The sequence below is a fragment of the Marinobacter sp. EVN1 genome (assembly GCF_000475375.1).
GTDB lineage: Bacteria > Pseudomonadota > Gammaproteobacteria > Pseudomonadales > Oleiphilaceae > Marinobacter > Marinobacter nauticus.
The window spans coordinates 25806-50801 of sequence record NZ_AXCB01000034.1 but is presented as its reverse complement, the minus strand read 5'-3'; the positions used below and the strand labels follow the sequence as shown (position 1 = coordinate 50801).

19 protein-coding genes and 1 tRNA gene are annotated in these 24996 nt (G+C 56.7%); 19 read left to right on the top strand and 1 reads right to left on the bottom strand.

Annotation, left to right across the window (positions count from 1 at the left end; all coding sequences use genetic code 11):
* The first annotated feature begins 14 nt into the window (after window positions 1-14).
* Window positions 15-91, top strand: a tRNA-Asp gene (locus tag Q674_RS34180).
* A 23-nt stretch (window positions 92-114) separates the two neighbouring features.
* Here Q674_RS34180 and Q674_RS34175 read toward each other — a convergent pair.
* Window positions 115-1161: an AraC family transcriptional regulator gene (locus tag Q674_RS34175; RefSeq protein WP_023009320.1), complete on the bottom strand. Its 1047-nt coding sequence runs from the start codon at window positions 1159-1161 to the stop codon at window positions 115-117.
* Window positions 1162-1296: 135 nt separating this feature from the next.
* On the opposite strand from Q674_RS34175, the gene Q674_RS34170 reads away from it, so the two are divergent.
* From Q674_RS34170 to pheS, 18 genes are all read left to right on the top strand, one after another.
* Window positions 1297-3360: an NADPH-dependent 2,4-dienoyl-CoA reductase gene (locus tag Q674_RS34170; RefSeq protein WP_023009319.1), complete on the top strand. Its 2064-nt coding sequence runs from the start codon at window positions 1297-1299 to the stop codon at window positions 3358-3360.
* Window positions 3361-3493: 133 nt separating this feature from the next.
* On the top strand, window positions 3494-4729 hold the full coding sequence (locus Q674_RS34165) for a DNA repair ATPase (protein WP_023009318.1): 1236 nt from the start codon (window positions 3494-3496) through the stop codon (window positions 4727-4729).
* A 76-nt stretch (window positions 4730-4805) separates the two neighbouring features.
* The gene (locus tag Q674_RS34160; protein WP_011785545.1) at window positions 4806-5690 is read left to right on the top strand and encodes an NAD(+) kinase; all 885 of its coding nucleotides are present in this window, start codon (window positions 4806-4808) and stop codon (window positions 5688-5690) included.
* Between the two features lie 2 nt (window positions 5691-5692).
* Window positions 5693-6706: a metallophosphoesterase gene (locus Q674_RS34155; RefSeq protein WP_031210249.1), complete on the top strand. Its 1014-nt coding sequence runs from the start codon at window positions 5693-5695 to the stop codon at window positions 6704-6706.
* A gap of 16 nt (window positions 6707-6722) precedes the next feature.
* Window positions 6723-7397: a rhomboid family intramembrane serine protease gene (locus Q674_RS34150; protein WP_023009316.1), complete on the top strand. Its 675-nt coding sequence runs from the start codon at window positions 6723-6725 to the stop codon at window positions 7395-7397.
* Window positions 7398-7572: 175 nt separating this feature from the next.
* Window positions 7573-7872: a YeaC family protein gene (locus Q674_RS34145; RefSeq protein WP_011785542.1), complete on the top strand. Its 300-nt coding sequence runs from the start codon at window positions 7573-7575 to the stop codon at window positions 7870-7872.
* On the top strand, window positions 7869-8705 hold the full coding sequence (locus tag Q674_RS34140) for a DUF2797 domain-containing protein (protein ID WP_023009315.1): 837 nt from the start codon (window positions 7869-7871) through the stop codon (window positions 8703-8705). The genes Q674_RS34145 and Q674_RS34140 overlap by 4 nt, the downstream gene beginning before the upstream one ends.
* Window positions 8706-8736: 31 nt before the next feature.
* Complete coding sequence (gene pepN / locus Q674_RS34135) at window positions 8737-11379, top strand: aminopeptidase N (RefSeq protein ID WP_023009314.1); 2643 nt, start codon at window positions 8737-8739, stop codon at window positions 11377-11379.
* 205 nt (window positions 11380-11584) lie between these two features.
* Window positions 11585-12973 (top strand): DUF1329 domain-containing protein, encoded by a 1389-nt coding sequence (locus Q674_RS34130; RefSeq protein WP_011785539.1) that lies wholly within the window; start codon window positions 11585-11587, stop codon window positions 12971-12973.
* A 145-nt stretch (window positions 12974-13118) separates the two neighbouring features.
* Window positions 13119-14267 (top strand): WD40/YVTN/BNR-like repeat-containing protein, encoded by a 1149-nt coding sequence (locus Q674_RS34125; RefSeq protein WP_011785538.1) that lies wholly within the window; start codon window positions 13119-13121, stop codon window positions 14265-14267.
* A 46-nt stretch (window positions 14268-14313) separates the two neighbouring features.
* Window positions 14314-16701, top strand: coding sequence for an efflux RND transporter permease subunit (locus Q674_RS34120; RefSeq protein ID WP_023009313.1), 2388 nt, complete (start codon window positions 14314-14316; stop codon window positions 16699-16701).
* 187 nt (window positions 16702-16888) lie between these two features.
* Window positions 16889-17872 (top strand): TAXI family TRAP transporter solute-binding subunit, encoded by a 984-nt coding sequence (locus Q674_RS34115; protein ID WP_011785536.1) that lies wholly within the window; start codon window positions 16889-16891, stop codon window positions 17870-17872.
* Window positions 17873-17952: 80 nt separating this feature from the next.
* Window positions 17953-20553, top strand: a complete 2601-nt coding sequence (locus Q674_RS34110) for a TRAP transporter permease (RefSeq protein ID WP_023009312.1) — start codon at window positions 17953-17955, stop codon at window positions 20551-20553.
* Between the two features lie 151 nt (window positions 20554-20704).
* Window positions 20705-22630, top strand: a complete 1926-nt coding sequence (thrS, locus tag Q674_RS34105) for a threonine--tRNA ligase (protein WP_023009311.1) — start codon at window positions 20705-20707, stop codon at window positions 22628-22630.
* Complete coding sequence (gene infC / locus Q674_RS40950; RefSeq protein WP_081698830.1) at window positions 22627-23172, top strand: translation initiation factor IF-3; 546 nt, start codon at window positions 22627-22629, stop codon at window positions 23170-23172. Before thrS ends, infC begins: the two co-directional genes overlap by 4 nt.
* Window positions 23173-23264: 92 nt before the next feature.
* A complete protein-coding gene (gene rpmI / locus Q674_RS34095; RefSeq protein ID WP_007151842.1) occupies window positions 23265-23456 on the top strand; it encodes a 50S ribosomal protein L35 in 192 nt (63 codons plus the stop codon).
* A gap of 50 nt (window positions 23457-23506) precedes the next feature.
* A complete protein-coding gene (gene rplT / locus Q674_RS34090) occupies window positions 23507-23860 on the top strand; it encodes a 50S ribosomal protein L20 (RefSeq protein ID WP_011785532.1) in 354 nt (117 codons plus the stop codon).
* 137 nt (window positions 23861-23997) lie between these two features.
* Entirely contained in the window at window positions 23998-24996 is a 999-nt protein-coding gene (pheS, locus tag Q674_RS34085; RefSeq protein WP_023009309.1) for a phenylalanine--tRNA ligase subunit alpha, read from the top strand.

The following is a 24996-nucleotide window of genomic DNA, read 5'->3' as shown; positions in this document are numbered from 1 at the left end:
TCAGGCAGCTACGCGGAGCGGTAGTTCAGTTGGTTAGAATACCGGCCTGTCACGCCGGGGGTCGCGGGTTCGAGTCCCGTCCGCTCCGCCATTTTTATCTCCCCTGAAGTCTTCTCAGTTTTTCCTGATCCTCAGAATCTTTCGATGTTCACCCGGGCTGATGCCATACCATCGCTGGTATGCCTTGTGAAATGCCGGTGGGTTGGCAAAACCGAGCAGCCAGGCAATTTCTGCCAGCGAGCTGTCGGTTTCCTTCAAGTAATCCCAGGCCAGTTGTTGGCGGGTATTGTCCAGCAATTGCCGGAATCCACTGCCTTCTTCGGCCAGCTGTCGTTGCAGTGTCCAGGGCGTCAGGCCCATTTTTGTGGCCAGAACTTCCACAGACACCTTGCCACCCACCAGTAATGGCGCCATGTGATGGCGGGCGCGATCGGTAATTCTCCACCCTCGCTGGATTCGCTGCAGTTCCTGTTCGCACAGGCTCACCAGTTTTTCATTCATGCCTCTCTGGGCCTGTGCCGGTACCAGTTCCCAGATTGCATCCTTGATCCGGATATCGTTTGCCGGAGCCCCGAATTCCACAGGGCATCGGAACCAGCTCTCGAACAGGTCGTCCTGGCCAATGGATGGGTACTCAATCCGGACACGCTCCAGTACATCGTAGCGGCCGGTCATGTGTCGAATCAGTTGGGTCCAGGCGGCCAGCACAGAATCCACGACAAAATAGTTGTATTGGTTGTAGGGGCGAATGGAATAGAAGCTCACGGTTTTCATTGCGCGCTGAAAGCTGGGAGCCCCGCGGGAATTATGGCTGGTGAGGAGTGAATATCGCACCAGCAATTCAAGTGCCCCGGCGACTGTCCCGGCGGTTTCGGCGGCGAGCCCCGCCATGCCGGCGTCGACCGGGCGTGACAGCGCCCCCATGCGCAGCCCCAGCGCCGGATTCCCCGTGGCTTTGATAGCGGCGTGGCCCAGTCGCATGAATCTGGGGATGCTGATACGGGCATCGACGGCCGCCTGTTCCGGAGCGCTCAGATGGAACCGTGCTTTCAGCTGTTCCGCATCTCCACCTTCGGCAGCAACGGCCCGCAGTAGTACGGACACGTAGAGCAGGCTGATATCGCCCAGAGCATTCCGGGCCGGCGTTCGGGATTTGATCATGGGTCTATTATTGATGTTGTTCAAGGATAATCAAATGTTATTTTTGGATATTGTTGGCGTCGAGCATGGTCGGTAGTGTTATGTCCATAACAAATGGGCGGATGTCCCGATACCTGATCAGATGAGGAGAATTTCATGACCACTGCTTCCGGCGAGAGCAAATACCCGAATCTTCTGAAGCCTCTTGATCTGGGCTTTACCACGTTACGCAACCGTACCCTGATGGGGTCCATGCACACCGGCCTTGAGGAAGTGAAAAACGGTTTTGAGCGCCTGGCTGCTTTCTACGCTGAGCGCGCCCGTGGCGGCGTTGGTCTTATCGTGACTGGTGGTATAGGCCCGAATACGGAAGGTGCGGTATTTCAGCATGCGGCCAAGATGAATACCGAGGAAGAGTCCGACAAGCACAAGGTCATCACCAAGGCGGTTCACGACGAAGGTGGCAAGATCTGTATGCAGATTCTGCATGCTGGCCGCTACGCCTACTCTCCGGAGCTGGTGGCGCCCTCTGCTATTCAAGCGCCTATCAACCCTTTCAAACCCAGGGAGCTGGACGAAGCTGGTATCCAGAAGCAGATCGACGATTACGTGAATTGCGCCGCTCTCGCGCAGCGGGCCGGCTATGACGGCGTCGAGATCATGGGGTCTGAAGGTTACTTCATCAACCAGTTTATCGTCGCTCACACCAACCACCGCACCGACCAGTGGGGCGGCAGCTACGAGAACCGTATCCGTCTGCCGCTGGAGATTGTGCGCCGGGTGCGTGAGCGGGTGGGTGAGAACTTTATTATTGTCTACCGGTTGTCCATGCTGGACCTGATTGAAGACGGCAGCACCTGGGAAGAAGTGGTTCACCTGGCCAAGGAAATCGAGAAAGCCGGAGCCACCATTATCAACACCGGTATCGGTTGGCACGAAGCCCGTGTTCCGACCATTGCCACTTCGGTGCCCCGGGCTGCATTTACCAAAGTAACAGCGCGCCTGAAGGGCGAGGTCAGCATTCCCCTGGTGACCACCAACCGGATTAACATGCCGGATGTCGCCGAGAAAGTCCTGGCGGACGGCGATGCCGACATGGTCTCCATGGCCCGGCCGTTCCTGGCCGATGCTGAGCTGGTGCTGAAGGCGGAGCAGGATCGTGCCGACGAGATCAATACCTGCATCGGCTGTAACCAGGCTTGCCTGGACCATACCTTCAGCGGCAAGCTGACCTCCTGCCTGGTCAACCCGCGGGCCTGCCATGAAACCGAGCTGGCTTACGTTAAAACGGCGCAGCCCAAGTCCATCGCGGTAGTCGGTGCCGGCCCTGCGGGCCTGGCGTTTGCCACCGTGGCCGCGGAGCGTGGTCACAAGGTGACCCTGTTTGATGCCGGCAGCGAAGTCGGTGGCCAGTTCAACGTGGCCAAGCGTATTCCGGGCAAGGAGGAATTCTACGAAACCCTGCGTTATTTCCGGAAAATGCTCGACAAGACCGGGGTCGAGGTACGTCTGAATACCCGGGTTTCCGCCGAGGAACTCAAAGCGGGTGGTTTCGATGAAGTGGTTCTGGCTACTGGTGTGGAACCCCGTACTCCGGATATCGAGGGCATTGATCGCCCGAACGTTATCGGTTACCTCGACGCCCTGTTGGAGCGCAAGCCGGTGGGCCAGCGAGTGGCGGTGATCGGTGCCGGTGGTATCGGTTTTGATGTGTCCGAGTTTATTGTCCACAAGGGCGATTCTCCCTCGCTGAATACCGAACACTTCATGAAGGAGTGGGGCGTGGACCTGTCGGTAGAGCATCGTGGCGGTATACAGGGCGTTACAGCGGAAGTGCCGGCGCCGGCTCGCGAGGTCTATCTGCTGCAGCGTAAGGCCTCCAAAGTGGGCAAGAACCTGGGCAAGACCACGGGCTGGATTCACAGAACCTCGCTGAAGAATCGCCATGTTCAGATGGTGCCGGGGGTGACTTATCGCAAGATCGACGATGAAGGTCTGCACATCACGGTTACGCCGAAAGGCTCGGAGCAGGGTGAGGACAAGATCCTGCCGGTGGATACCATCATTGTATGTGCTGGTCAGGAGCCGCTTCGCGAGCTGCAGGCCGGTGTTGAGGCAGCGGGCATTCCGGTACACCTGATTGGTGGCGCCGATGTGGCGGCAGAGCTGGATGCCAAGCGGGCCATTAACCAGGGTAGCCGGCTCGCTGCGGAGATTTGATCACAAATCGTTGCAGTTTTTCTCTGTGCTTCGGCACTTGTCTGGCTAGACTATGTCGGAAAGTGTTTGAATTGGAACCAAAGGGCGCTGGCGAGCGTCCGGAACTGAGATTCCCGGGGCACGGAGAAGGTTGATGGTAAATGCCAGCCAGGCCGCTGAAGGTTATTCGGCGGTATTTTTTATGGACGGTAGCCAGGTTGCCCGGCAGATGAGGCTGTCGGAATTTGGCGCTTTCCTGGATGGCTATGTCGGTCTGTCAGACCTGGCCGAAACTGATGTCCGGGCGGTTCTCGTCAATCTCAGCTCCGATCTGAATGTGCGTTCTCTGGTGTTCTTCCGCATCTGGTTTGATGAGGAGGGGCGCGCAGACAGCCACTGGAATGTCCCCATTGAAGCTCTGGCAGAGCAGGGCGCCAAAGGCCCCAACATGGGGGGCGGCCCTATCAGGCTGGTGTGTCGTAGTCAGTGTCCGGATCCGGAGTTTGCCAATGAACTCTGGGACCCGGACATGACCCCCGGAAACAACCATTTTCAGGCCATTCGCAAGGCGGTTGACGCCAATACTCTCCGTTTTCAGAAGATCGAGCCCGAAGAAGAGAATATCCCGGTACTCACGGCCCCGACCCCGCAATCGAATAGTGACGATGGTAGCCGTGACCGCGCGCGTCTGGCTCAGGTCCTCCGCGAGCAACGGCTCAGAATCAAGACGCTCCAGAGCGTCCATCGGGATTCACTGGCTGACCTTCAGCGTGAGCATCGCAATGAAATGCAGGGGCTGCGCAGTGAGCTGGCGGACCTGGAGCAGCGACACGAACGCCTGAAACTGACCAACGAGCAATTGAAAAAACGCCTGTCCCAGCGCAATGAGCAATACCTGAGCATGCAGGAGAAAATGGCGGAGGGCAGTGCCGGGCAAGGCAGGGAAGATGCCAACGCCAATGCCGAGACGGTGTTGTTGCGGGAACAGTTGGAGCGCAAACAGCGGGAGCTGGAATTGCGGGACGACAAAATCGTGGCTCTGGAGCAGGAGAACCATGAACTCCGCCATCGCCAGCCTCCGGAAGATTCCCTGCTGGAGCAGCTGCGCACCCAGGCGGTATTCCTGGTGGCCTATCACCCTGGTGTCGGGCATATTACTTTGCCCTACGAAGACATCGACACTTACTTCGGAAACCCGCTGGCCTATGCCGCAGAGCGCTGTGGTATGAATGAGCCTGCCTATCGGGAATGGCTTGCCCATTACGAACACCCCGTATGCAAACATGTTGATGACGAAGGCAAAGCCTGTGGCGAGCCCATCATGCGCGTGACCCAGCCTGCCGAATTTGAGCCCGGACAGGACGACCGCTGCGACCAGCACAAGGCCTGATCGGTATCTTTTTTCAGAATCTGCCCGAGTTTCGTTAAACTGTTTCCTGTTTCATTCAGAGACCACGGGACACTTCATGGACCAGTTCAGGAATATCGGCATCGTCGGGCGCATGGGCAGCGTCAAGGTGGTGGAGTCTTTACGGCAGCTCAAGCAGTACCTTACCGCCAACAATTACCATGTGATCATCGAGGAAGACACTTCCACCATGATTCCTGGTCATGGTCTGCAGGTGGCCAGCAAGAAGCTCCTGGGTGAGATCTGTGATCTGGTGATCGTGGTCGGGGGTGATGGTAGCCTGCTGGGCGCCGCCAGGGAGTTGGCCAAGTCCAAGATTCCGATTCTTGGCGTGAACCGCGGTCGACTGGGATTTCTGACCGATATCTCGCCGTCAGATCTTGAAGAGCGCCTGGCCCGGGTTCTTGAGGGCGATTACATCGAAGAATCCCGGTTTTTGCTGGATGGTCACGTTGAGCGCAATGGCCAGCCATTGGGGTATGGCTCGGCACTCAACGATGTGGTTCTGCATCCGGGCAAATCCACGCGCATGATTGGCTTTGATCTGTTTATCGACGGTCATTTCGTCTACAGCCAGCGTTCAGATGGTTTGATTGTGGCGACGCCGACCGGCTCTACAGCCTACTCCCTGTCGGCTGGTGGCCCGATCATGCATCCGAAGCTGGATGCGGTGGTGCTGGTGCCCATGTTCCCCCACACCCTGAGCAGTCGGCCGATCGTGGTGGATGGTAAAAGCGAGATCAAACTGGTGATCGGGGAAACCAATGAGACCTATCCACAGGTCAGCTTCGATGGTCAGATGAACATTGCCTGTGCCCCGGGGGATATCATCAGAATCACCAAAAAACCATTCAAGATCCGTCTGATTCATCCCACCGATCACAATTTTTACGCGACCTGCCGGGACAAGCTGGGCTGGGCAAGCGAAATAGCAGCGAGTTGATCATGGCGGCAATCAAGACAACCGCACATCGCGGCTACGACGTTATTGGTGACATCCACGGCTGCGCCCATACCCTGGAGCGATTGCTGGAGCAGATGGGGTATCGGAAGCGGAACGGCATATACCAGCACCCCAGCCGACAGGCCATTTTTATCGGCGATATTATTGATCGTGGGCCGAGAATACGGGAAGCGTTGCATCTGGTGCGTGACATGGTGGAGCACGGCTTTGCCCGAATTGTCATGGGCAACCACGAGTACAACGCACTGGGTTACTGCACCCGGGCACGGCCAGGCAGCGGCAAGAAATTTCTGAGGGAACACAATGCCCGCCACGATCGGCTGATCAAGGAAACCCTTGAGCAGTTTGATGCGTATCCACATGAATGGAACGAGTTTCTGGAGTGGTTTTATAGCATTCCGCTGTTCATTGATGAGGATGGCTTCCGCGTGGTGCATGCCTGCTGGGATCAGACCCTGATTGATCAGTTCCGCCAGAGCCAGGGCGGCGCCTGTATCGACGAGGATTTCCTGCACGCCTCGGCGGCCATCGAATCCTTTGCCGGGCAGGTGATGGATACCCTGTTGCGCGGAACTGACCTGCGCCTGCCGGAAGGGATGTCCATTACGGGCCGGGATGGCTACGTCCGGCAGTTCTTCCGTACCAAGTTCTGGGCAGACGACCCGCAAACCTATGCAGATGTGGTGTTCCAGCCGGACCCGCTGCCGCCGGAGGTGGCCAGCAGGACTTTGCGCGAGGAGGAGCGCAAGCAGCTGATTACCTATCCACTGGACGCGCCGCCGGTGTTTGTCGGGCATTACTGGATGGAGGGTGCCCCCGCTCCGCTCAAGCACAATGTGGCGTGTATTGATTTCAGCGCCGTGAAGTATGGCAAATTGGTGGCCTATCAGTTTGATGGGGAAAAAGTGCTCTCTTCGGACAAATTTGTCTGGGTTGATGTTGACCGGCCGGAGCAGCCCGATTACCCGACCAGCGAAGATAGTGTCGCCCGCTAACACCAGAGAGGTAGTTTTGGATAGTCCGTCGTCTTCCCCGATCACTCCCGGCGGCCGCTGGCAGCCGGCGCCCCGCCATGCTCCTTTTGTCATTGGCGTCATCGTGGTTGCCGTGGTGATGGTATGGCTGACCGGCATGGGGCAGAGCAATTTTGCCGCCGCTATGATGATTGTCGACCCCCGGCCGTTCAGCTGGGATACCTTCAGCACACTGGCCGGGCGCCTGGAAGCGCTCTCTATGACCCTTTCGGGAGGCCAGGTCTGGAGGCTGCTGACGCCGGATTTCCTGCATTTCAGCTGGACCCATATCATCTTCAACTCGGTGATGCTCTGGTTTCTGGGCAGTCAGATCGAATGGATGGACGGCCGGGCACGCCTGGTAGGACTGTTTCTGGTCACCAGTCTGGCGTCCAATCTCCTACAGTATCTGGTGTCCGGCCCGCTGTTCGGCGGGCTCTCTGGGGTGGTGTACGGCATTCTCGGTTATTGCTGGTTGAGCCAGCGAAGACTGCCGCGTTTCCAATTCCCGCCGGCACTCGTGACCTTTGCGCTGATGTGGATGATCATTGGCTTTACGCCAGTGCCGGAGATGATTGGCGTGGGTCGTATGGCCAATGAGGCACACCTGGGCGGCTTTCTGGCCGGATTGGCGATGGCGGCGATCATGCCTCCTCGTCGATACCGACGCTGAAACAAAAAAAAGCCCCACCAAAAGGTGAGGCTGTTAAAAGAGCTTTTAGCTCCTGATGAGAGAGACCAAATGATACGACCGTTGTCATTTGGTGAATTAATGATAATCGTTATCATTTTTAATTGTCAAACGGTCTTGGCATTTTTTTATATGAAGAAACGTTCAGGAGGCGGGAATGACATACGAAGAACTGATTGAGCGGCTGGACCCGACGGTTTACCGCAACCTGAAACGGGCCATTGAGCTTGGCAAATGGCCAGATGGTCGCGCGCTGACCCGTGAGCAGCGCGCTATCAGCCTGGAAGCGGTGATTTATTATGAAGAGAAGCACAACGTGCCGGAAGAACAGCGAGTGGGATACCTGGACCGTGGCGAGAAAGCCGGTACCGCTTGCGATCCGTCTGTGCAGTTCCGCAAAGATCGCCAGGGCAACAACGATGTGGACCCTGATCAGTTTGTTGAGGTCAAGGTTTGAGCGAATCCATTGACGTAACCGGCCGGCTTCGTAAGATGCCGGCCGAGGCCGGCGACCCGGTGGCCTATAACCTGGCCATCGGCGACAACCGCATTACTCTGAATGACCTTATTGGTCATAAGGTCCGGCTGAATTTTGATGGCGTGATTCGCTGTATTCATTGCGATCGCACCACCAAAAAGAGTTTCAATCAGGGCTACTGCTATCCGTGTTTCCGAAAGCTGGCCGCCTGCGACAGCTGTATCATGAGCCCGGAAAAATGCCACTATCACCTGGGTACCTGCCGGGAGCCGGAGTGGGGCGAGGCCAACTGCATGGTTGAACATGTTGTGTATCTGGCCAATTCCAGCGGCTTGAAAGTGGGTATAACACGGGCCACCCAGGTACCGACCCGCTGGATTGATCAGGGGGCGGTAACGGCGATACCGATGCTGCGGGTCGCCAGCCGTTACCTGTCTGGTCTGGTGGAAGTGGCGTGCAAGAACCACGTGGCCGACCGCACCAACTGGCGAGCCATGCTAAAGGGTGATGTGCCGGGGCTGGATCTGGTGCAGGAGCGTGAGCGCCTGTTGGACTTGATCGCAGACGACCTGGCGCAATTGCGGGCGCAGCATGGTGAAGACAGCATACGAAGTGTGGACGAAGCCACACTTGGGCTGGGTTATCCGGTTCAGGTATGGCCGGCCAAGGTGAAAACCCATAATCTGGACAAAACGCCGGAAGTGGAAGGCTTGCTGGAAGGTATCAAAGGCCAGTATCTGATGCTCGACACCGGTGTAATCAATATCCGCAAGTTTACCGGCTATGAAGTCCGGTTCCGGGTTCTTGACTGAATCCGCCATGTCTTTTCTCTGGAGAGTATGAATGCGAACCAACCAGCCACAAACCATTTACCTGAGTGAATACAAGGTTCCTGCGTATCTGGTTGATCAGGTGGATCTGCGTTTCGAATTATTTGAAGACGGCGCCCGTGTGCACAGTACCCTGACTGTGCGCCGCAACCCGGACTCCGGGGAGAGCGCTGCCCCTCTGTTTCTGCACGGTGATAGTCTGCAACTGGAATCGGTTGCCCTGAATGGCTCGCCTCTACGCACCGGTGAGTTCGAAGACCGTGGCGATGCGCTGGTCGTGCCCTCGGTGCCGGAAAAATTCGAGCTGCAGGTAGTGACCTGGATCGAACCTCAGAACAACACCCGGCTGGAAGGTTTGTACAAGTCCTCCGGTATGTTCTGCACTCAGTGCGAGGCGGAAGGGTTTCGCTGCATTACCTTCTATCCGGACCGGCCGGATGTCATGGCACGCTTCCGTACCCGTATCGAGGCAGACAAAAGCGCCTATCCCGTGCTGCTTTCCAATGGTAACCCGGTGGATAACGGCGAGCTGGAAAACGGTCGCCATTTTGTCACCTGGGAAGACCCGTTCCCCAAGCCGGCTTACCTCTTTGCCCTGGTAGCCGGAGACCTGGTGGAGAAAAAAGATACCTTCACCACCTGTTCCGGCCGCAACATTGATCTGCGGATGTATGTCGAGCCCCGCAACGCGAAGAAGTGTGATTTCGCGATGGATGCCCTCAAGCGTTCCATGCGCTGGGACGAAGATGTCTACGGGCGGGAGTACGACCTGGATATCTTCATGATCGTGGCGGTGGACGACTTCAACATGGGCGCCATGGAAAACAAAGGGCTGAATATTTTCAACTCTTCCTGTGTGCTGGCCAGTCAGGAGACTGCCACGGACGCCGCCTTCCAGCGTATCGAGGCCATCGTCGCCCACGAATACTTCCATAACTGGTCCGGCAACCGGGTAACCTGCCGCGACTGGTTTCAGCTGAGCCTGAAAGAGGGTTTTACGGTGTTCCGGGATTCCCAGTTCTCTGCCGATATGGGATCGCCGACTGTGAAACGAATAGAGGATGCCACCCTGCTGCGCACAGCACAGTTTGCTGAGGATGCCGGCCCCATGGCCCACCCGGTGCGCCCGGCGTCTTACATGGAGATCTCCAACTTCTATACCCTGACCATCTACGAAAAGGGTGCCGAAGTGGTTCGGATGATCCACAACCTCCTTGGTGACGAGATGTTCCGTAAGGGCAGCGATCTGTACTTCCAGCGCCATGACGGGCAGGCGGTCACCACCGATGATTTTGTTCGCGCTATGGAAGACGCCTCCGGGCGGGACCTGGGCCAGTTCCGGCTATGGTATGAGCAAGCCGGCACGCCGGTGGTTTCGGTGTCTGATGAGTACGACGAGTCGAGCGGTATCTATCGGCTTACCGTGCGCCAGAGTATTCCTGACACGCCAGGCCAGACCGGCAAGAAGCCGCAGCATATTCCATTTGCGCTCGGCCTTCTGGGCGCCGACGGGCAGCCTCTGCCCCTGAAGCTGAGTGGTGAGAGTGGCGAAGCGCCTCTGGAGCGGGTGCTGGAGCTGAGCCAGGAGGAACACTGCTTTGAGTTTGAGGGCCTGTCGGAGCGCCCGGTACCTTCTCTGCTGAGAGATTTTTCTGCCCCCGTGCGGGTGCACTACCCCTGGACGCGGGAGCAACTACTGTTCCTGATGAGCCATGATCCGGACGGTTTTAACCGCTGGGACGCAGGTCAGCGCCTGGCCGTGGACGTTATTCAGTCTCTGGTGGGGGCTCCGGAGTCTGCCGGGGTGGAGCCGCGCCTGGAGGATGCTTATCGGTCGTTGCTGCAGGACAGCGAGCTGGATCAGGCTCTGATGGCAAAGATGCTGCAGTTGCCTTCAGAGGCCTATCTCATTGAGCTGGCGGAGCAGGCTGATGTTGCTGCCATTCACCAGGCCCGTGAAAACGTGCTTGGTTATTTGGCTGAAGGCCTGCGGGATGAACTCATGGCCTGTTATCGGGGCAACGCCGGGCAGGGCGATTACCAGCTGACGCCTGAGGCCATTGCCCGCCGCAGTCTCCGTAACACCGCGCTGGGCTGGTTGCTGCATATTGGTGATCAGGAAGCGCTGGCGCTGGCCAAAGAGCAGTTCCGGGGCGCTGATAACATGACGGATCGGCTCGGCGCACTGCGAGCGTTGGTGAATTCTGATTTCGCGGAAGATCGTACACAGGCTCTGGAAGCCTTTTACAAGCGATTCAGTGACGACCCGCAAGTGGTGGAGCTGTGGTTCTCGGTGCAGGCCTCCAGCGATCGTGCAGGTCAACTGCCGCAGATACGGCAGTTGCTCGACCACCCGGCGTTTGACTGGAAGAATCCGAACAAGGTGCGCTCTGTGGTGGGTGCCTTTGCGGCCCAGAACCTGGCGGCATTCCACAATCCTGACGGCAGCGGGTATGAATTCCTTGCCGAGCAGGTATGCCGACTGGATGACAGCAATCCTCAGATTGCGGCGCGACTGGTGGCACCGCTGACCCGTTGGCGGAAGTTCGCTCCCGGGTATAGCAAACAGATGAAATCGGCACTGGAGCGGATTCGCGATAAAGCCGAGTTGTCCCGAGACGTGTATGAAGTAGTACACAAGAGCCTGGCAGACTGACGCCGGAGCCTGGCCCCGCGACTGATGCCGTGGGGCCCTTTGTCTGGCTGTGATTGTAAAGCCGTCGTCACAGCCGGATACAAAATCGCACTTTCGGTCGATAGACAATGTTGCCGGATCGGCTAATCTGTCAGAAAGTCTGCGATTGCATCAGACGATAACAAAAAGGCCCACAGAGGCTTCCAGACGGATTTAAGGTTGCACAATGAGATACAACAAAAACGTTTTGTTTGGCGGGTTGCTGGCTCTGTCCTTTGCTGCTTCGCCACTTCAGGCGGCAGTGTCTTCATCCGAGGCAGCGCGCCTTGGCCAGGATCTCACCCCGTTCGGTTCACCCAAGGCCGGTAACGATGCCGGCACCATTCCGGCGTGGGATGGCGGCCTGACGGAGCCGCCGGCTGGCTACGAAGGCAGCGGGCAGCACCATATCAATCCATTCCCCGACGACGAAGTGCTGTTTACCATAACAGCCTCCAACATGGATCAGTACAGCGAGTATCTGACCGATGGCGTCCGGGCGATGCTGGAAACCTACCCGACCACCTTCCGCATACCCGTGTATCAGTCCCGGCGCACCCACGCGGTGCCCGAATGGGTGGCTGAAAACACCCGTAAGAACGCGGTGAATGCCGAGATTGTGGGTGAGGCAGAGGGTATTGAGGGTGCCTTTGGTGGCTATCCTTTCCCGATTCTTCACGGCAATAACGAAGAAAAGGCCTGGCAGGTAATCTGGAACCACCTGACCCGTTGGCGCGGTGTGTCTGTCACCCGGCGCTCCAGTGAGGTGGCGGTTCAGACCAACGGCGACTACAGCCTGGTGACCTCTCAGCAGGAAGCGTTCTTCAACTTCTACAACCCTGAGGGTGGTGAAGAAGATCTGGACAACGTGATCTTCTACTATCTGTCGTTCACTCAGTCGCCACCCCGTCTTGCCGGTGGCGCCATTCTGATTCACGAAACCCTGAACCAGATCATCAATCCGCGCAATGGCTGGGGCTATAACGCTGGTCAACGTCGTGTCCGCCGTGCTCCGAACCTGGGCTACGACTCACCGATTGCGGCCTCTGATAACCTGCGTACCGCTGATGACACCGATATCTTCAATGGTGCCATGGACCGCTATAACTGGGATTACGAAGGTGTTCGGGAAATCTACATTCCCTACAACAACTACCGAATCGGTGAGAAGGGAACGCCTTACTCTGAAATTCTGGGTATGTCCCACCTCAATCCTGATCTGACCCGCTGGGAGCTGCACCGCGTGCACGTGGTCGAAGCGACCCTCAAGGAAGGTGAGCGTCACATCTATGGTAAGCGTCGCTTCTATGTGGATGAAGACAGCTGGAACACCGTATTGCTCGACCAGTATGACGGTCGCGGCAATCTCTGGCGTGTGACCATGGGTATTCCCAAGAACTACTACGAGTTGCCGGGAGTTTGGACGGTGCTTGATGTGTATCACGATCTCCAGGCCCGTCGATATCACGTGTTGGGTCTGGATACCGAAGAGCCGAATACCCGTGTATTTACCAATGATGTACCAAACACACGGTACTTCTCGCCAGCTTCTTTGCGCAGGCGAAGCGTACGCTGAGGCTTCGGCGCCGGTTTGATCCGGCGCCTGAGGCCACAAGCAGGATGTCGACCGGCGGCCCAGGGGGCTGCCGGTTTGTTTGCGAAGGCTGCTGCCAGTCGTGCAGCAGGCGCATCAGGATTTAACCAACGTAAAGGCAATCTGAATGGCTAAAAGGTTCATGTGCGAGACACTGGGAACTGCCTGCCTTGGCCTCTCTATGGCACTGGCAGCTCCAGCGGCATTTGCACTCGCGGATATTATCGAGACACCGGCGAGGCCAACAGAACTGGCTCCCCAGTCACTACTGACCGACGCAACCCGCGCAGGCGATCGAATCGTGTCAGTGGGTGAGCGTGGGCACGTAATCTATTCCGACGATCAGGGGCAGTCGTGGACGCAGGCCGAGGTGCCGGTGGCGGTCACGTTGACCGCCGTTGATTTTGGCACCGAGCAGCATGGCTGGGTGGTTGGCCACAGCGGTGTTGTGCTGCATTCCAGCGATTCCGGGGAGACCTGGGAGCTGCAGCTCGATGGTATTCAGGCCGCCGAGCTGGTGATTGCCAGCAAGGAAGACCAGATTGCTGAGCTGGAAGAGCGCATTGAACAGGCTCCGGAAGAAGAGAAGGCTGACCTGGAGTGGGCGCTTGACGATCTGTTCTTCGCCCTCGAAAACACCCAGGCAGATATGGAAATCGGGCCGGTTAACCCGTTCCTTGATGTCTGGTTCGAAGACGAGAACCACGGTTTTGTGGTGGGTGCCTATGGCATGATTCTGCGAACCCAGGATGGTGGGCAGACCTGGGAAGACTGGGCGCCGAAACTCGATAACCCAACCAACTTCCACTACAACAGCATCGCCGAGGTAGCGGGTGGTGCGCTGGTGGTGGTCGGTGAAGCTGGTCAGATTCACGTTTCTGTTGACGGCGGCGAATCCTGGGAGAAGCGGGAAAGCCCATACGATGGCTCCCTGTTTGGCGTCACCGGAACCGGACGGGTGAACGAGGTGCTGGCGTTCGGCTTGCGGGGCAACACTCTGCTGTCGACCGATCTTGGCCGTAGCTGGACCATGGTGCCCAATGAGGGCGGCGCCACCCTGAATAACGCGGCGGTGGCCGAGGATGGACGCATTACCCTGGTGGGAAATGGCGGCGCAGTGCTGATGAGCACCAACAATGGTGAAAGCTTCCGCCCCTACTTCCGCAATGACCGGGAAGGTGTCATGGGTGTGGTTCCATTGCCGGGAACCAATCTATTGCTGGTCGGCGAAGGCGGTGTTGAGATTACCGACGCTCGCGGCCGGAACCTGAATTAACGCCCTGGTGTGGCATCAACGGATTAATGGATAGAGGGGTTTTTTAATGTCTGACCCGATGCATGACAGGGGTGAACATTACCTGACAACGCCCAAGGCGGAACCGTTCCTTGAGCGTTTACTTTTCAACAACCGGGCGCTGATCCTGGTCGCCTTTTTTGTGCTGACGCTGTTTCTTGGCTACAACGCCATCAAAATTCAGCCGGATGCCAGTTTTGAGCGGATGATTCCGCTGGAACATCCGTACATCGTCAATATGCTGGATCACCGGGACGACCTGGACAACCTGGGTAACTTTGTCCGGATTGCGGTTGCCGTGGAAGAAGGCGACATCTTTACTGCCGAATACATGGAAACCCTCAAGCAGATCACCGATGAGGTGTTCTATCTGAATGGGGTGGACCGTTCCGGCCTGAAAACCTTGTGGACATCGAACGTTCGCTGGGTAGAGGTTACCGAGCAGGGCTTCCAGGGCGGTACGGTTATTCCGGATGGCTACGATGGCTCCCGGGAGAGCCTGGAGCAGTTGCGCCAGAACGTATTGCGTTCGAACGAAGTGGGCCGTCTGATATCAGACAACTTCAAGTCCACGATTGTGTATGCTCCCCTGTATGAGAAAAATCCGGAAACTGGTGAGGCTCTGGATTACGCAGCATTCTCCCGTGAGCTGGAAGAGAAGATCCGGGAGAAGTACGAAGCACAGAATCCGAACGTCAATATTCACATTGTTGGTTTCGCCAAGAAAGTCGGTGACCTGATTGAAGGTATCGGCTCCATTGCCTGGTTTGCCGGCATTACCATTCTGCTGACCACGCTGCTGCTGTTCTGGTATTCCCGCTGCATCGCCGGAACCCTGGTGCCGATCTTTACCTCAATCATTGCCGTGTTCTGGCAGTTGGGGGCCCTGCGGCTGCTGGGCTATGGCCTGGATCCATACTCGGTACTGGTGCCGTTTCTGGTGTTCGCGATCGGTATCAGTCATGGGGTTCAGATCGTTAATGCCATGGCGGTTGAGTCGGCCAAGGGTTTCGATGCCGTCACCTCAGCTCGTCTGGCGTTCCGGGCTCTTTATATTCCGGGCATGCTGGCGTTGATTTCTGACGCTGTCGGCTTCCTCACGCTGGTGTTTATCGAAATCGACGTTATTCGTGATCTGGCTGTGGCGGCCGGTCTGGGTGTGGCGTTCGTCATCATTACCAACCTGGTGCTGCACGTTCTGATCATGTCTTACATCGGCATCTCCAAAGGCGGTGTTCAGCATGTTCAGAATCATGGTGAAAAGCAGGACCGCAAGTGGCGGGTCATGTCCTACTTCTCCCATCCGGGGGTTGCGCCGATTTCCCTGCTGATCGCGGTGATCGGCCTGGGGCTGGGCATGTACTACAAGCAGGACCTGAAAGTGGGTGACCTGGACCAGGGTGCGCCCGAATTGCGCCCGGATTCCCGCTATAACAAGGATAACGCCTACATCATCAACAATTATTCCACCAGTGCAGACGTGCTTGTGGTGATGGTGAAGACCCCGGAAGAACAATGTACCCAGTACAACGTACTCCGGGCCATGGACAGTCTGCAGTGGGAGCTGCAGAACACTCCGGGTGTGCAGAGCTCCGCCTCCCTGGCTGATGTCTCCAAGCTGGTTACCAAGGCTCTGAACGAGGGTAACTGGAAGTGGTACGAGATTTCCCGCAACCAGACCATCATCAATGCCTCCATTCGTGACGCGCCGGCAGGTTTGATTAATACCAACTGCAGCCTCACGCCGGTTCTGGTGTTCCTGGAAGATCACAAGGCGGAAACTCTGGAAACGGTAGTCGAGCGGGTCGAACAGTTCGCCGATGCCAACAGCAACGACGAGCATACCTTCCTGCTGGCAGCTGGTAACGCCGGTATCGAAGCGGCGACCAACGAGGTGATCTCGAACGCCAAGGACATGATGCTGCTGCTGGTGTATGGCGTAGTGAGTTTGCTCTGCTTCCTGACCTTCCGCTCCATCCGGGCTGTGGCCTGTATTGTGATTCCGCTGGGCCTGACCTCCATCCTGTGTGAGGCGATCATGGCGGTGTCCGGTATAGGCATCAAGGTGGCCACGCTGCCGGTGATTGCGTTGGGTGTGGGTATCGGTGTGGACTACGGTATCTATATCTACAGCAAACTTGAAAAGTTCCTGCTGGAGGGCAAGACGCTGCAGGAGGCGTACTATGAGACCCTGCGCTCCACCGGTAAGGCCGTTATCTTTACCGGTGTGACTCTGGGTCTTGGTGTTGTGACCTGGATATTCTCTCCGATCAAGTTCCAGGCGGACATGGGCTTCCTGCTGTTCTTCATGTTCCTGTGGAACATGGTAGGGGCAATCTGGCTGCTGCCGGCCCTGGCGAGATTCCTGCTTCGCCCGGACAAGATGCTGGCGAAAGCACGGGCTGCGAAGTCCTGAAAATCGCCCTGAACCAGCAAAAAAGCCCGCCTGTGCGGGCTTTTTTGTTGATAGGTCAGCTGGTTAGCGTGCTAATCCTTCCTTTATTTATGGCCAGAAGTGTTCTATGTTCTAGAACGAACCGGATGTTTGCCCGTATACCCGTGCGGGTGATCGACTATAACTATCAAGAAAAGGAAGAGCACACATGACACTGAAACTCAAAGCGTCCGCTTTTGCCGTTGCAGCCGCCGTGAGCCTGGGTGCCGCGTCCTCTGCGGTTTCCGCGCAGGAACAGCGCTTCGTGACCATCGGTACCGGTGGTGTTACCGGCGTTTATTATCCGGCGGGTGGCGCTATCTGTCGCCTGGTGAATATGGATCGCAAGGAGCATGGTATCCGTTGCTCGGTTGAGAGTACCGGTGGCTCCGTTTACAACCTGAACGCCATTCGCCAGGGCGAGCTGGATCTGGCTGTTGCCCAGTCCGACTGGCAATACCACGCCTACAATGGCACCAGCCAGTTTGAAGATGCGGGCAAAAACGAGAAGCTGCGTGCGGTCTTCTCTCTGCACCCTGAGCCGTTCACCGTGGTAGCCAGCAAAGGTTCCGGCATCAAGACCTTTGAAGACCTGGAAGGCAAGCGCGTGTCTGTGGGTAATCCGGGTTCTGGCCAACGCGCCACAGCAGAAGTGCTGATGGATGAAATGGGCTGGACCATGGATAAGTTCTCGCTGGCGGCTGAGATCAAGGCTGCCGAGCAGTCCCAGGCGCTGTGCGATGGCAACATTGACGCTTTCTTCTACACCGTTGGCCACCCCTCCGGTGCCATCAAGGAAGCCACCACGTCCTGTGACAGTGTAATTGTTGCCGTTGACAACAAGGCGACGGAAGCGTTGATCAAGGAAAACCCCTACTACCGTAAGGCAGTGATTCCGGGTGGTATGTACCGTGGTTCCGACGAAGATGTAACTACCTTCGGTGTGGCTGCTACGTTCGTTTCCTCAACTGACGTTCCGGAAGATGTCGTGTACGAAGTGGTCAAGGCCGTGTTCGAGAACTTCGACAGCTTCAAGCGTCTGCACCCTGCCTTCGGCAACCTGAAGAAAGAAGAAATGGTCTCTGATGCCCTGAGTGCGCCGCTGCACCCGGGCGCGGCCAAGTACTATCGCGAGGCTGGCCTGATCGACTGATCGGCCAGGAATATCAACAGAGCGGGCTGAGGCCCGCTCTGTTGATTCAGTAAGGTTATTTCCCATCACAGGAACATTCTATGGCAAAGAATGACCCCGGTACCGGGGCGGGAGTGGATGCCAGCAAGGTAGAACAGGTATTGCAGACCGAAACCGGAGGCCGGGCGCTGACCGGGCCTGCAGCGGTTATCCTGTTCATCGTTCCGGTGTGCTGGTCGTTGTTCCAGCTCTGGATTGCATCACCCCTGCCGTTCATTCTGAATTTCGGAATATTCAATTCCACCGAAGCGCGCTCAATCCATCTGGCGTTTGCGGTGTTTCTTGCATTCTCGGCATTCCCGATGATCAAGGGGGTGCATGCCAACAAGGTGCCCATATATGACTGGGTGTTGGCTTTGGCTGCTGCATTTGCGGCTTCCTATCTTTATGTTTTTTATGATGCTCTTTCGCAGAGGCCGGGGGCACCAACCACCATGGATCTCTGGGTGGCGTTGGGTGGCCTGGTATTGCTGCTGGAAGCTACCCGGAGGGCCCTTGGGCTCCCGCTGACTGTTGTTGCGGCGGTTTTTATTGCCTATTCACTGGCCGGCCCTTACATGCCGGATGTGATTTCTCATAAAGGCGTGAGCCTGAACAAGCTGGCTTCCCACCAATGGCTCGGAACCGAGGGGGTATTCGGGGTTGCTCTTGGGGTATCTACCAGCTTTGTTTTCCTGTTTGTGTTGTTCGGTGCCTTGCTTGAGCGGGCGGGAGCCGGTAACTACTTTATCAAGGTGGCTTACGCCATGCTGGGGCATATGCGCGGAGGCCCGGCCAAGGCGGCGGTGGTTTCCAGTGGTCTGAGTGGGGTGATTTCCGGCTCCTCCATCGCCAATGTGGTGACCACCGGTACCTTCACCATTCCCCTGATGAAACGGGTCGGTTTCCCGGCTACCAAAGCCGGTGCGGTTGAAGTGGCTGCGTCCACCAACGGCCAGCTTACCCCGCCAATCATGGGGGCCGCGGCCTTCCTGATGGTCGAGTACGTGGGGATTTCCTATCTCGAGGTGATCAAGCACGCCATTCTGCCGGCACTGATTTCCTATGTTGCCCTGATCTACATCGTTCATCTGGAAGCCTGCAAGCTGAAGATGGAAGGGGTAGAGCGGCTGAATCGTCCAACCCTGGCCCAGCGCATGCTGAACTGGGTGGTCATTCTGATTGGCCTGATCGTACTGACCTTCGCGGTTTATTACGGGGTTGGCTGGACCAAAGGGGTGCTGGGTGAGGCTGCGCCCTGGGTGCTCGGGCCAATTCTGGTTCTGATCTATGCGGGACTGGTTGGATACGCCACCCGATTCCCGGAGCTGGAGGAAGACGATCCCAACAAAGAGATGACCGAGTTGCCGGAGGTGGGGCCCACGGTTAAAACCGGGCTCTACTATCTGCTGCCGGTGGTGGTGCTGGTCTGGTGTCTGACAGTTGAACGCTTTTCGCCCCAGCTGTCTGCCTTCTGGGCAACCTTGTTCATGATCTTTATCGTTATTACCCAGCGGCCGCTGAAGGCATTTTTCCGCAAGCATGGCGGATTGATGTCTGAATTCACCGGCGGCATCAGTGACTTGTTCCATTCGCTGGCGACCGGCGCCAGGAACATGGTGGGTATCGGCGTTGCGACAGCGACGGCCGGCATCGTAGTTGGTACGGTGACGCTGACCGGTATCGGCCTGGTGATGACCCAATTCGTGGAATTCCTGTCTGGCGGAAATCTGCTGCTGATGCTCATCTTCACCGCTGTGATCAGTCTGATTCTGGGCATGGGGTTGCCGACAACCGCCAACTACATTGTGGTCTCCACCTTGATGGCTCCGGTTATCGTAACCCTGGGGGCCCAGAATGGCCTGATTGTTCCGCTGATTGCGGTGCACCTGTTCGTGTTCTATTTCGGGATACTGGCGGATGATACGCCGCCCGTGGGGCTGGCCGCCTACGCGGCGGCCGCAATCTCAGGAGCAGACCCGATCCGAACGGGTGTCCAGGGTTTTACCTACGATATTCGAACCGCCATTCTGCCGTTCATGTTCATCTTCAACACGCAGTTGTTGTTGATTGGTCTGACTGGCTGGTTTGATCTGCTGGTTACGGTGTTCAGCGCCGTCACGGCCATGCTGGTGTTCTCGGCGGCAACCCAGGGCTTCTGGTTCACCCGGAGCCGGAAGTGGGAAACCCTGTTGTTGTTGCTGATTACCTTCACCATGTTCCGGCCCGGTTTCTGGTGGGACATGATCTATCCGCCGAACGAAGAGCGGCCGGGGACCGCCGTTATGGAATACGTGGCGGATGTGCCTGCTGATGGTGAGGTGGTGCTGAAGGTATCAGGCATGGCGCTGGATGGCAGTGATGTCACCACCTACGTCGAGCTTGAGATCCCTGAAGGTGAAACCGCGCAGGAGCGCCTGGCGGGTGCCGGCCTGGAAGTGTCAGAGCAGGGCGGTGATCTGGTGGTGGATTTCGTCAACTTTGGTAGTGCCGCGGAAGATGCCGGTATCCAGTTTGGCTGGACCATTGATGCAGTCCAGATTGAGCTGGAGCGGCCACCGAAAGAGTTGATGTTTATCCCGGCACTGTTGCTGTTGGGCCTGGTAGCTTTCGGACAGCTCAGGCGCAAGGCACGGGAGGAGGCCCAACCCCAGCCGGCCTGATTGGCTTCGGCTCCGTAAAAACCCGGCGTTGCTGCCGGTTTTTTTTCTGTTAGACTCGCCCTCAAATCCGGCTCGCGGTTTGTGTCGCGCAGCCCGGCAACCAAGTGATCTTTGGTATAGATCACCGCTGAGAAACCACGAGGAGATCATCATGCCCGTCATTACCCTGCCAGATGGCAGTCATCGCAGTTTTGCTGAACCCGTAACCGTACACGACGTTGCCGCAGACATTGGCGCGGGCCTGGCCAAAGCGGCCCTGGCCGGAAAGGTTAACGGAAAGCTTGTGGATACCAGCCACCTGATTGAAAACGATACAGAGCTGGCGATTGTGACGGAGCGTGATGAAGACGGCGTGGATATTATTCGCCACTCCACTGCCCACCTGATGGCCATGGCGGTTCAGGAGCTGTTCCCTGGCGCCCAGGTCACCATCGGTCCGGTAATCGAGAACGGCTTCTACTACGACTTCAAATATGAGCGCCCGTTTACCAATGAAGACATGGCGCGCATTGAAAAGCGTATGGAAGAAATCGCGAAACAGGATCTGCCGGTTTCCCGCTCCATTATGTCCCGGGACGAAGCGATCAAGCTGTTTAACGAGATGGGCGAGGAGTACAAGGTTCGCATCATCGAAGACATTCCGGGAGAGGAAGACCTGTCATTCTATCGTCAGGGCGACTTCATCGATCTGTGTCGTGGTCCTCACGTGCCCAGCACCGGTAAGCTCAAGGCCTTCAAGCTGACCAAGGTGGCCGGTGCCTATTGGCGTGGCGATACCAGTAATGAGCAGCTGCAGCGTATCTACGGTACTGCCTGGGGTAACAAGAAAGACCTCAAGGCCTACCTGCACCGCCTGGAAGAAGCTGAAAAAAGGGATCATCGCAAGATTGGCAAGAAGCTGGGCCTGTTCCACATGCAGGAAGAAGCCCCGGGTATGGTGTTCTGGCATCCGGATGGCTGGTCCCTCTATCAGGAGGTGGAACAGTACATGCGTGCCCAGCAGCATAAGCATGGCTACAAGGAGATCAAGACACCTCAGGTGGTGTCGCGGACCCTGTGGGAAAAGTCCGGCCACTGGGACAAGTTCAAGGACGACATGTTTACCACTGAGTCCGAGAAGCACGATTACGCCATCAAGCCCATGAACTGTCCGTGTCACGTGCAGGTGTTTAATCAGGGCCTGAAGAGCTACAAGGATCTGCCGCTGCGCCTGGCCGAGTTTGGCTCCTGCCACCGGAATGAAGCTTCTGGCGCGTTGCATGGACTGATGCGGGTGCGTGGTTTTACCCAGGATGATGCCCATATCTTCTGTGAGGAAGATGCTATCCAGGAAGAAGTGTCTGCATTTATTGCCATGTTGCACGAGATATATGCAGACTTCGGCTTCAGTGAAATCCTTTACAAGCTGTCCACCCGCCCTGAAAAGCGGGTCGGGTCGGACGAAGTCTGGGACAAATCCGAGGCAGCGCTCGAGCAGGCGCTGAATCGTGAAGGGGTTGACTGGGAGCTGTTGCCGGGCGAAGGTGCCTTCTACGGCCCGAAGATCGAGTTTTCTCTGAAAGATTGCCTCGGTCGGGTATGGCAGTGTGGTACCATCCAGGTCGACTTCTCGATGCCGGGTCGTCTGGGGGCGCAGTATGTGGCCGACAATTCCGAGCGCAAAACGCCGGTTATGCTGCATCGGGCTGTACTGGGTTCCTTTGAGCGCTTCATCGGTATCCTGATCGAGGAGTACGAGGGTGCTTTCCCAACCTGGCTGGCACCGACACAGGTTGCTGTCCTGAATATTACCGATAAACAGCGTGATTACTGTCAGAATCTGGCCAAAAAACTGGATTCTTTAGGCTATCGGGTTAATGCTGACTTGAGAAACGAGAAGATCGGCTTTAAAATCCGCGAGCATACTCTAAATAAGGTTCCCTATCTGGTTGTTGTTGGCGATAAAGAAATCGAGAACAACGCCGTTGCCGTCCGGACACGTAAGGGCGAAGACTTGGGAACCATGTCGGTCGACGATTTTGAAAAGCTGCTTGCAGCCGACGTCGAGCGCAAAGGTAGAACCAAAACGGAGATCTGATTATTAAACAGCGAGCGAATCGGGGTGGGCGCGCACCCAAGGCGCCTATCAATGAGAACATTGACGCAACTGAAGTCCGACTGATTGATGCCGAAGGCAATCAGGTCGGGATTGTTCCGATCGAAGACGCACTGCGTATGGCGGAAGAGGCGACCCTGGATCTGGTGCAGGTTACGGATTCCGATCCGATCGTCTGTAAGATAATGGACTACGGCAAGAAGATCTTTGAAGAGAAAAAGGCCAAGGCGGCTGCCAAGAAAAAGCAGAAGCAGACGCAGGTCAAAGAGCTGAAGTTCCGACCAGGAACGGAAGAAGGGGATTATCAGGTCAAACTACGCAACCTGTTACGTTTCCTTGAGAACGGGGACCGCGGCAAGATCACAATCCGGTTCCGTGGACGTGAGATGGCACACCAGGAAATTGGTATGAAGCTCATGCAGCGGATTGAGGAAGATGTGGCAGAAATAGCCCAGGTTGAGATGCGGCCGAAAATGGAAGGCCGGCAGATGACTATGGTTATCGCACCCCGCAAGAAGAAGTGAACCTGATCCCATGACGGGTCCCCCGCATTAGCGGGGGATTTGTCGTTCAGGGGCACAATTGTTTATCCAAAATAGAATGCGGAGTTTTAAAAATGCCGAAGATGAAAACCAAGAGCGGAGCTACCAAGCGGTTCAAGAAGACCGCCACTGGCTTCAAGCACAAGCAGTCCTTCACCAGCCACATCCTGACCAAGAAGAGCCCGAAGCGTAAGCGTCAGCTGCGCGGTACCAAGCTCATCGCCAAGTCGGACGTAGCGTCTATCAAGCGCATGACCGCGTGCTGATTCAGCCGCGCGAATCATTCCTTAGAAAGTAAAGGTAGAAGGATTAAAGTATGGCTCGTGTAAAGCGTGGCGTGGTAGCACGTCGTCGTCACAAGAAGATTCTCAATCAGGCCAAAGGTTACTACGGTGCCCGTAGCCGTGTTTACCGCGTTGCCAAGCAAGCGGTTATCAAGGCTGGTCAGTATGCCTACCGTGACCGTCGCAACCGTAAGCGTGCATTCCGCGCTCTGTGGATTGCCCGTATCAACGCTGGCGCCCGTGCAAACGGTCTGTCTTACAGCCGTCTGATCGCTGGTCTGAAGAAGGCGAATGTTGAAATCGATCGTAAGGTTCTGGCCGATCTGGCCATGAACGAACAGCAGGCGTTTGCCGCTGTTGTTGAGAAGGCCAAAGCGTCCCTGTGATCGCTTAAGCTCTTTCATCGATTGCTGATCGATCCGGGCGCCCCATGTTTCATGACGGCGCCTTCTGATAGGGGAAGGGCACGCTCTTCCCCTATTTTTGTTTTAACCTACCCCATTTCTGGTTTGGAGCAGGGTCAATGGAAAACCTGGAGCAACTGGTTCAGGACGGGTTGAATGCCGTAGAAAAGGCCGACAACCTGCAGGCGCTTGATCAAATTCGTGTGGAATACCTCGGCAAAAAGGGTGTGATTACCCAGCAGGCAAAAACTCTGGGCAAGCTCTCTGCGGAGGAGCGCCCGGCGGCCGGCCAGAAGATCAATGAAGCCAAGGGGCAGGTGGAGCAAGCCATCAACGCACGGCGGGCAGACCTTGAGAAAGCGGCCATTGAAGCCAGGCTTGCGGCGGAATCCATTGACGTAACACTGCCGGGACGGGGGCAGGACCTGGGTGGTTTGCATCCGGTAACCCGCACCCTGCAGCGCATTGAGGAAATCTTTGCCCGTGCCGGTTATAGCGTAGAGCAGGGGCCTGAAATCGAAGACGATTACCACAACTTCGAAGCTCTGAATATTCCCGGGCACCACCCGGCTCGTGCCATGCACGATACTTTCTATTTCAATCCGGGTACCTTGCTCCGTACCCACACCTCACCGGTACAGGTTCGGACCATGGAGGCAGGCAAGCCACCGTTCCGCATGATCTGCCCCGGACGGGTCTATCGTTGTGATTCCGATATGACTCACACCCCTATGTTCCATCAGGTGGAAGGTCTGCTGGTGGAGAAGAATGTCAGCTTCGCGGACCTGAAAAGTACCGTGGAGGAATTTCTCAGGGTGTTCTTTGAGCGGGATCTGAAAGTTCGCTTCCGTCCCTCCTACTTCCCGTTCACCGAGCCATCGGCGGAAGTGGATATTGAATGGGGACGTGAGCCGGATGGCAGCATCAAGTGGCTGGAAGTGATGGGCTGCGGCATGGTGCATCCGAAAGTGTTCGAATATTGCGGTATTGATTCCGAGGAATATCGCGGGTTTGCTTTTGGTCTGGGTGTCGAGCGCCTGGCCATGCTTCGTTATGGAGTAAAAGACCTGCGTATGTTCTTCGAAAACGACCTGCGTTTCCTTCGTCAGTTCCGTTGA

Excerpts from the sequence above, each read along its gene's own strand:
- Q674_RS34175 (WP_023009320.1), bottom strand. The coding sequence starts at position 1,161 with ATGATCAAATCCCGAACGCCGGCCCGGAATGCTCTGGGCGATATCAGC.
- Q674_RS34170 (WP_023009319.1), top strand. The coding sequence starts at position 1,297 with ATGACCACTGCTTCCGGCGAGAGCAAATACCCGAATCTTCTGAAGCCT.
- Q674_RS34165 (WP_023009318.1), top strand. The coding sequence starts at position 3,494 with ATGGTAAATGCCAGCCAGGCCGCTGAAGGTTATTCGGCGGTATTTTTT.
- Q674_RS34160 (WP_011785545.1), top strand. The coding sequence starts at position 4,806 with ATGGACCAGTTCAGGAATATCGGCATCGTCGGGCGCATGGGCAGCGTC.
- Q674_RS34155 (WP_031210249.1), top strand. The coding sequence starts at position 5,693 with ATGGCGGCAATCAAGACAACCGCACATCGCGGCTACGACGTTATTGGT.
- Q674_RS34145 (WP_011785542.1), top strand. The coding sequence starts at position 7,573 with ATGACATACGAAGAACTGATTGAGCGGCTGGACCCGACGGTTTACCGC.
- pepN (WP_023009314.1), top strand. The coding sequence starts at position 8,737 with ATGCGAACCAACCAGCCACAAACCATTTACCTGAGTGAATACAAGGTT.
- Q674_RS34130 (WP_011785539.1), top strand. The coding sequence starts at position 11,585 with ATGAGATACAACAAAAACGTTTTGTTTGGCGGGTTGCTGGCTCTGTCC.
- Q674_RS34125 (WP_011785538.1), top strand. The coding sequence starts at position 13,119 with ATGGCTAAAAGGTTCATGTGCGAGACACTGGGAACTGCCTGCCTTGGC.
- Q674_RS34120 (WP_023009313.1), top strand. The coding sequence starts at position 14,314 with ATGTCTGACCCGATGCATGACAGGGGTGAACATTACCTGACAACGCCC.
- Q674_RS34115 (WP_011785536.1), top strand. The coding sequence starts at position 16,889 with ATGACACTGAAACTCAAAGCGTCCGCTTTTGCCGTTGCAGCCGCCGTG.
- Q674_RS34110 (WP_023009312.1), top strand. The coding sequence starts at position 17,953 with ATGGCAAAGAATGACCCCGGTACCGGGGCGGGAGTGGATGCCAGCAAG.
- thrS (WP_023009311.1), top strand. The coding sequence starts at position 20,705 with ATGCCCGTCATTACCCTGCCAGATGGCAGTCATCGCAGTTTTGCTGAA.
- rpmI (WP_007151842.1), top strand. The coding sequence starts at position 23,265 with ATGCCGAAGATGAAAACCAAGAGCGGAGCTACCAAGCGGTTCAAGAAG.
- rplT (WP_011785532.1), top strand. The coding sequence starts at position 23,507 with ATGGCTCGTGTAAAGCGTGGCGTGGTAGCACGTCGTCGTCACAAGAAG.
- pheS (WP_023009309.1), top strand. The coding sequence starts at position 23,998 with ATGGAAAACCTGGAGCAACTGGTTCAGGACGGGTTGAATGCCGTAGAA.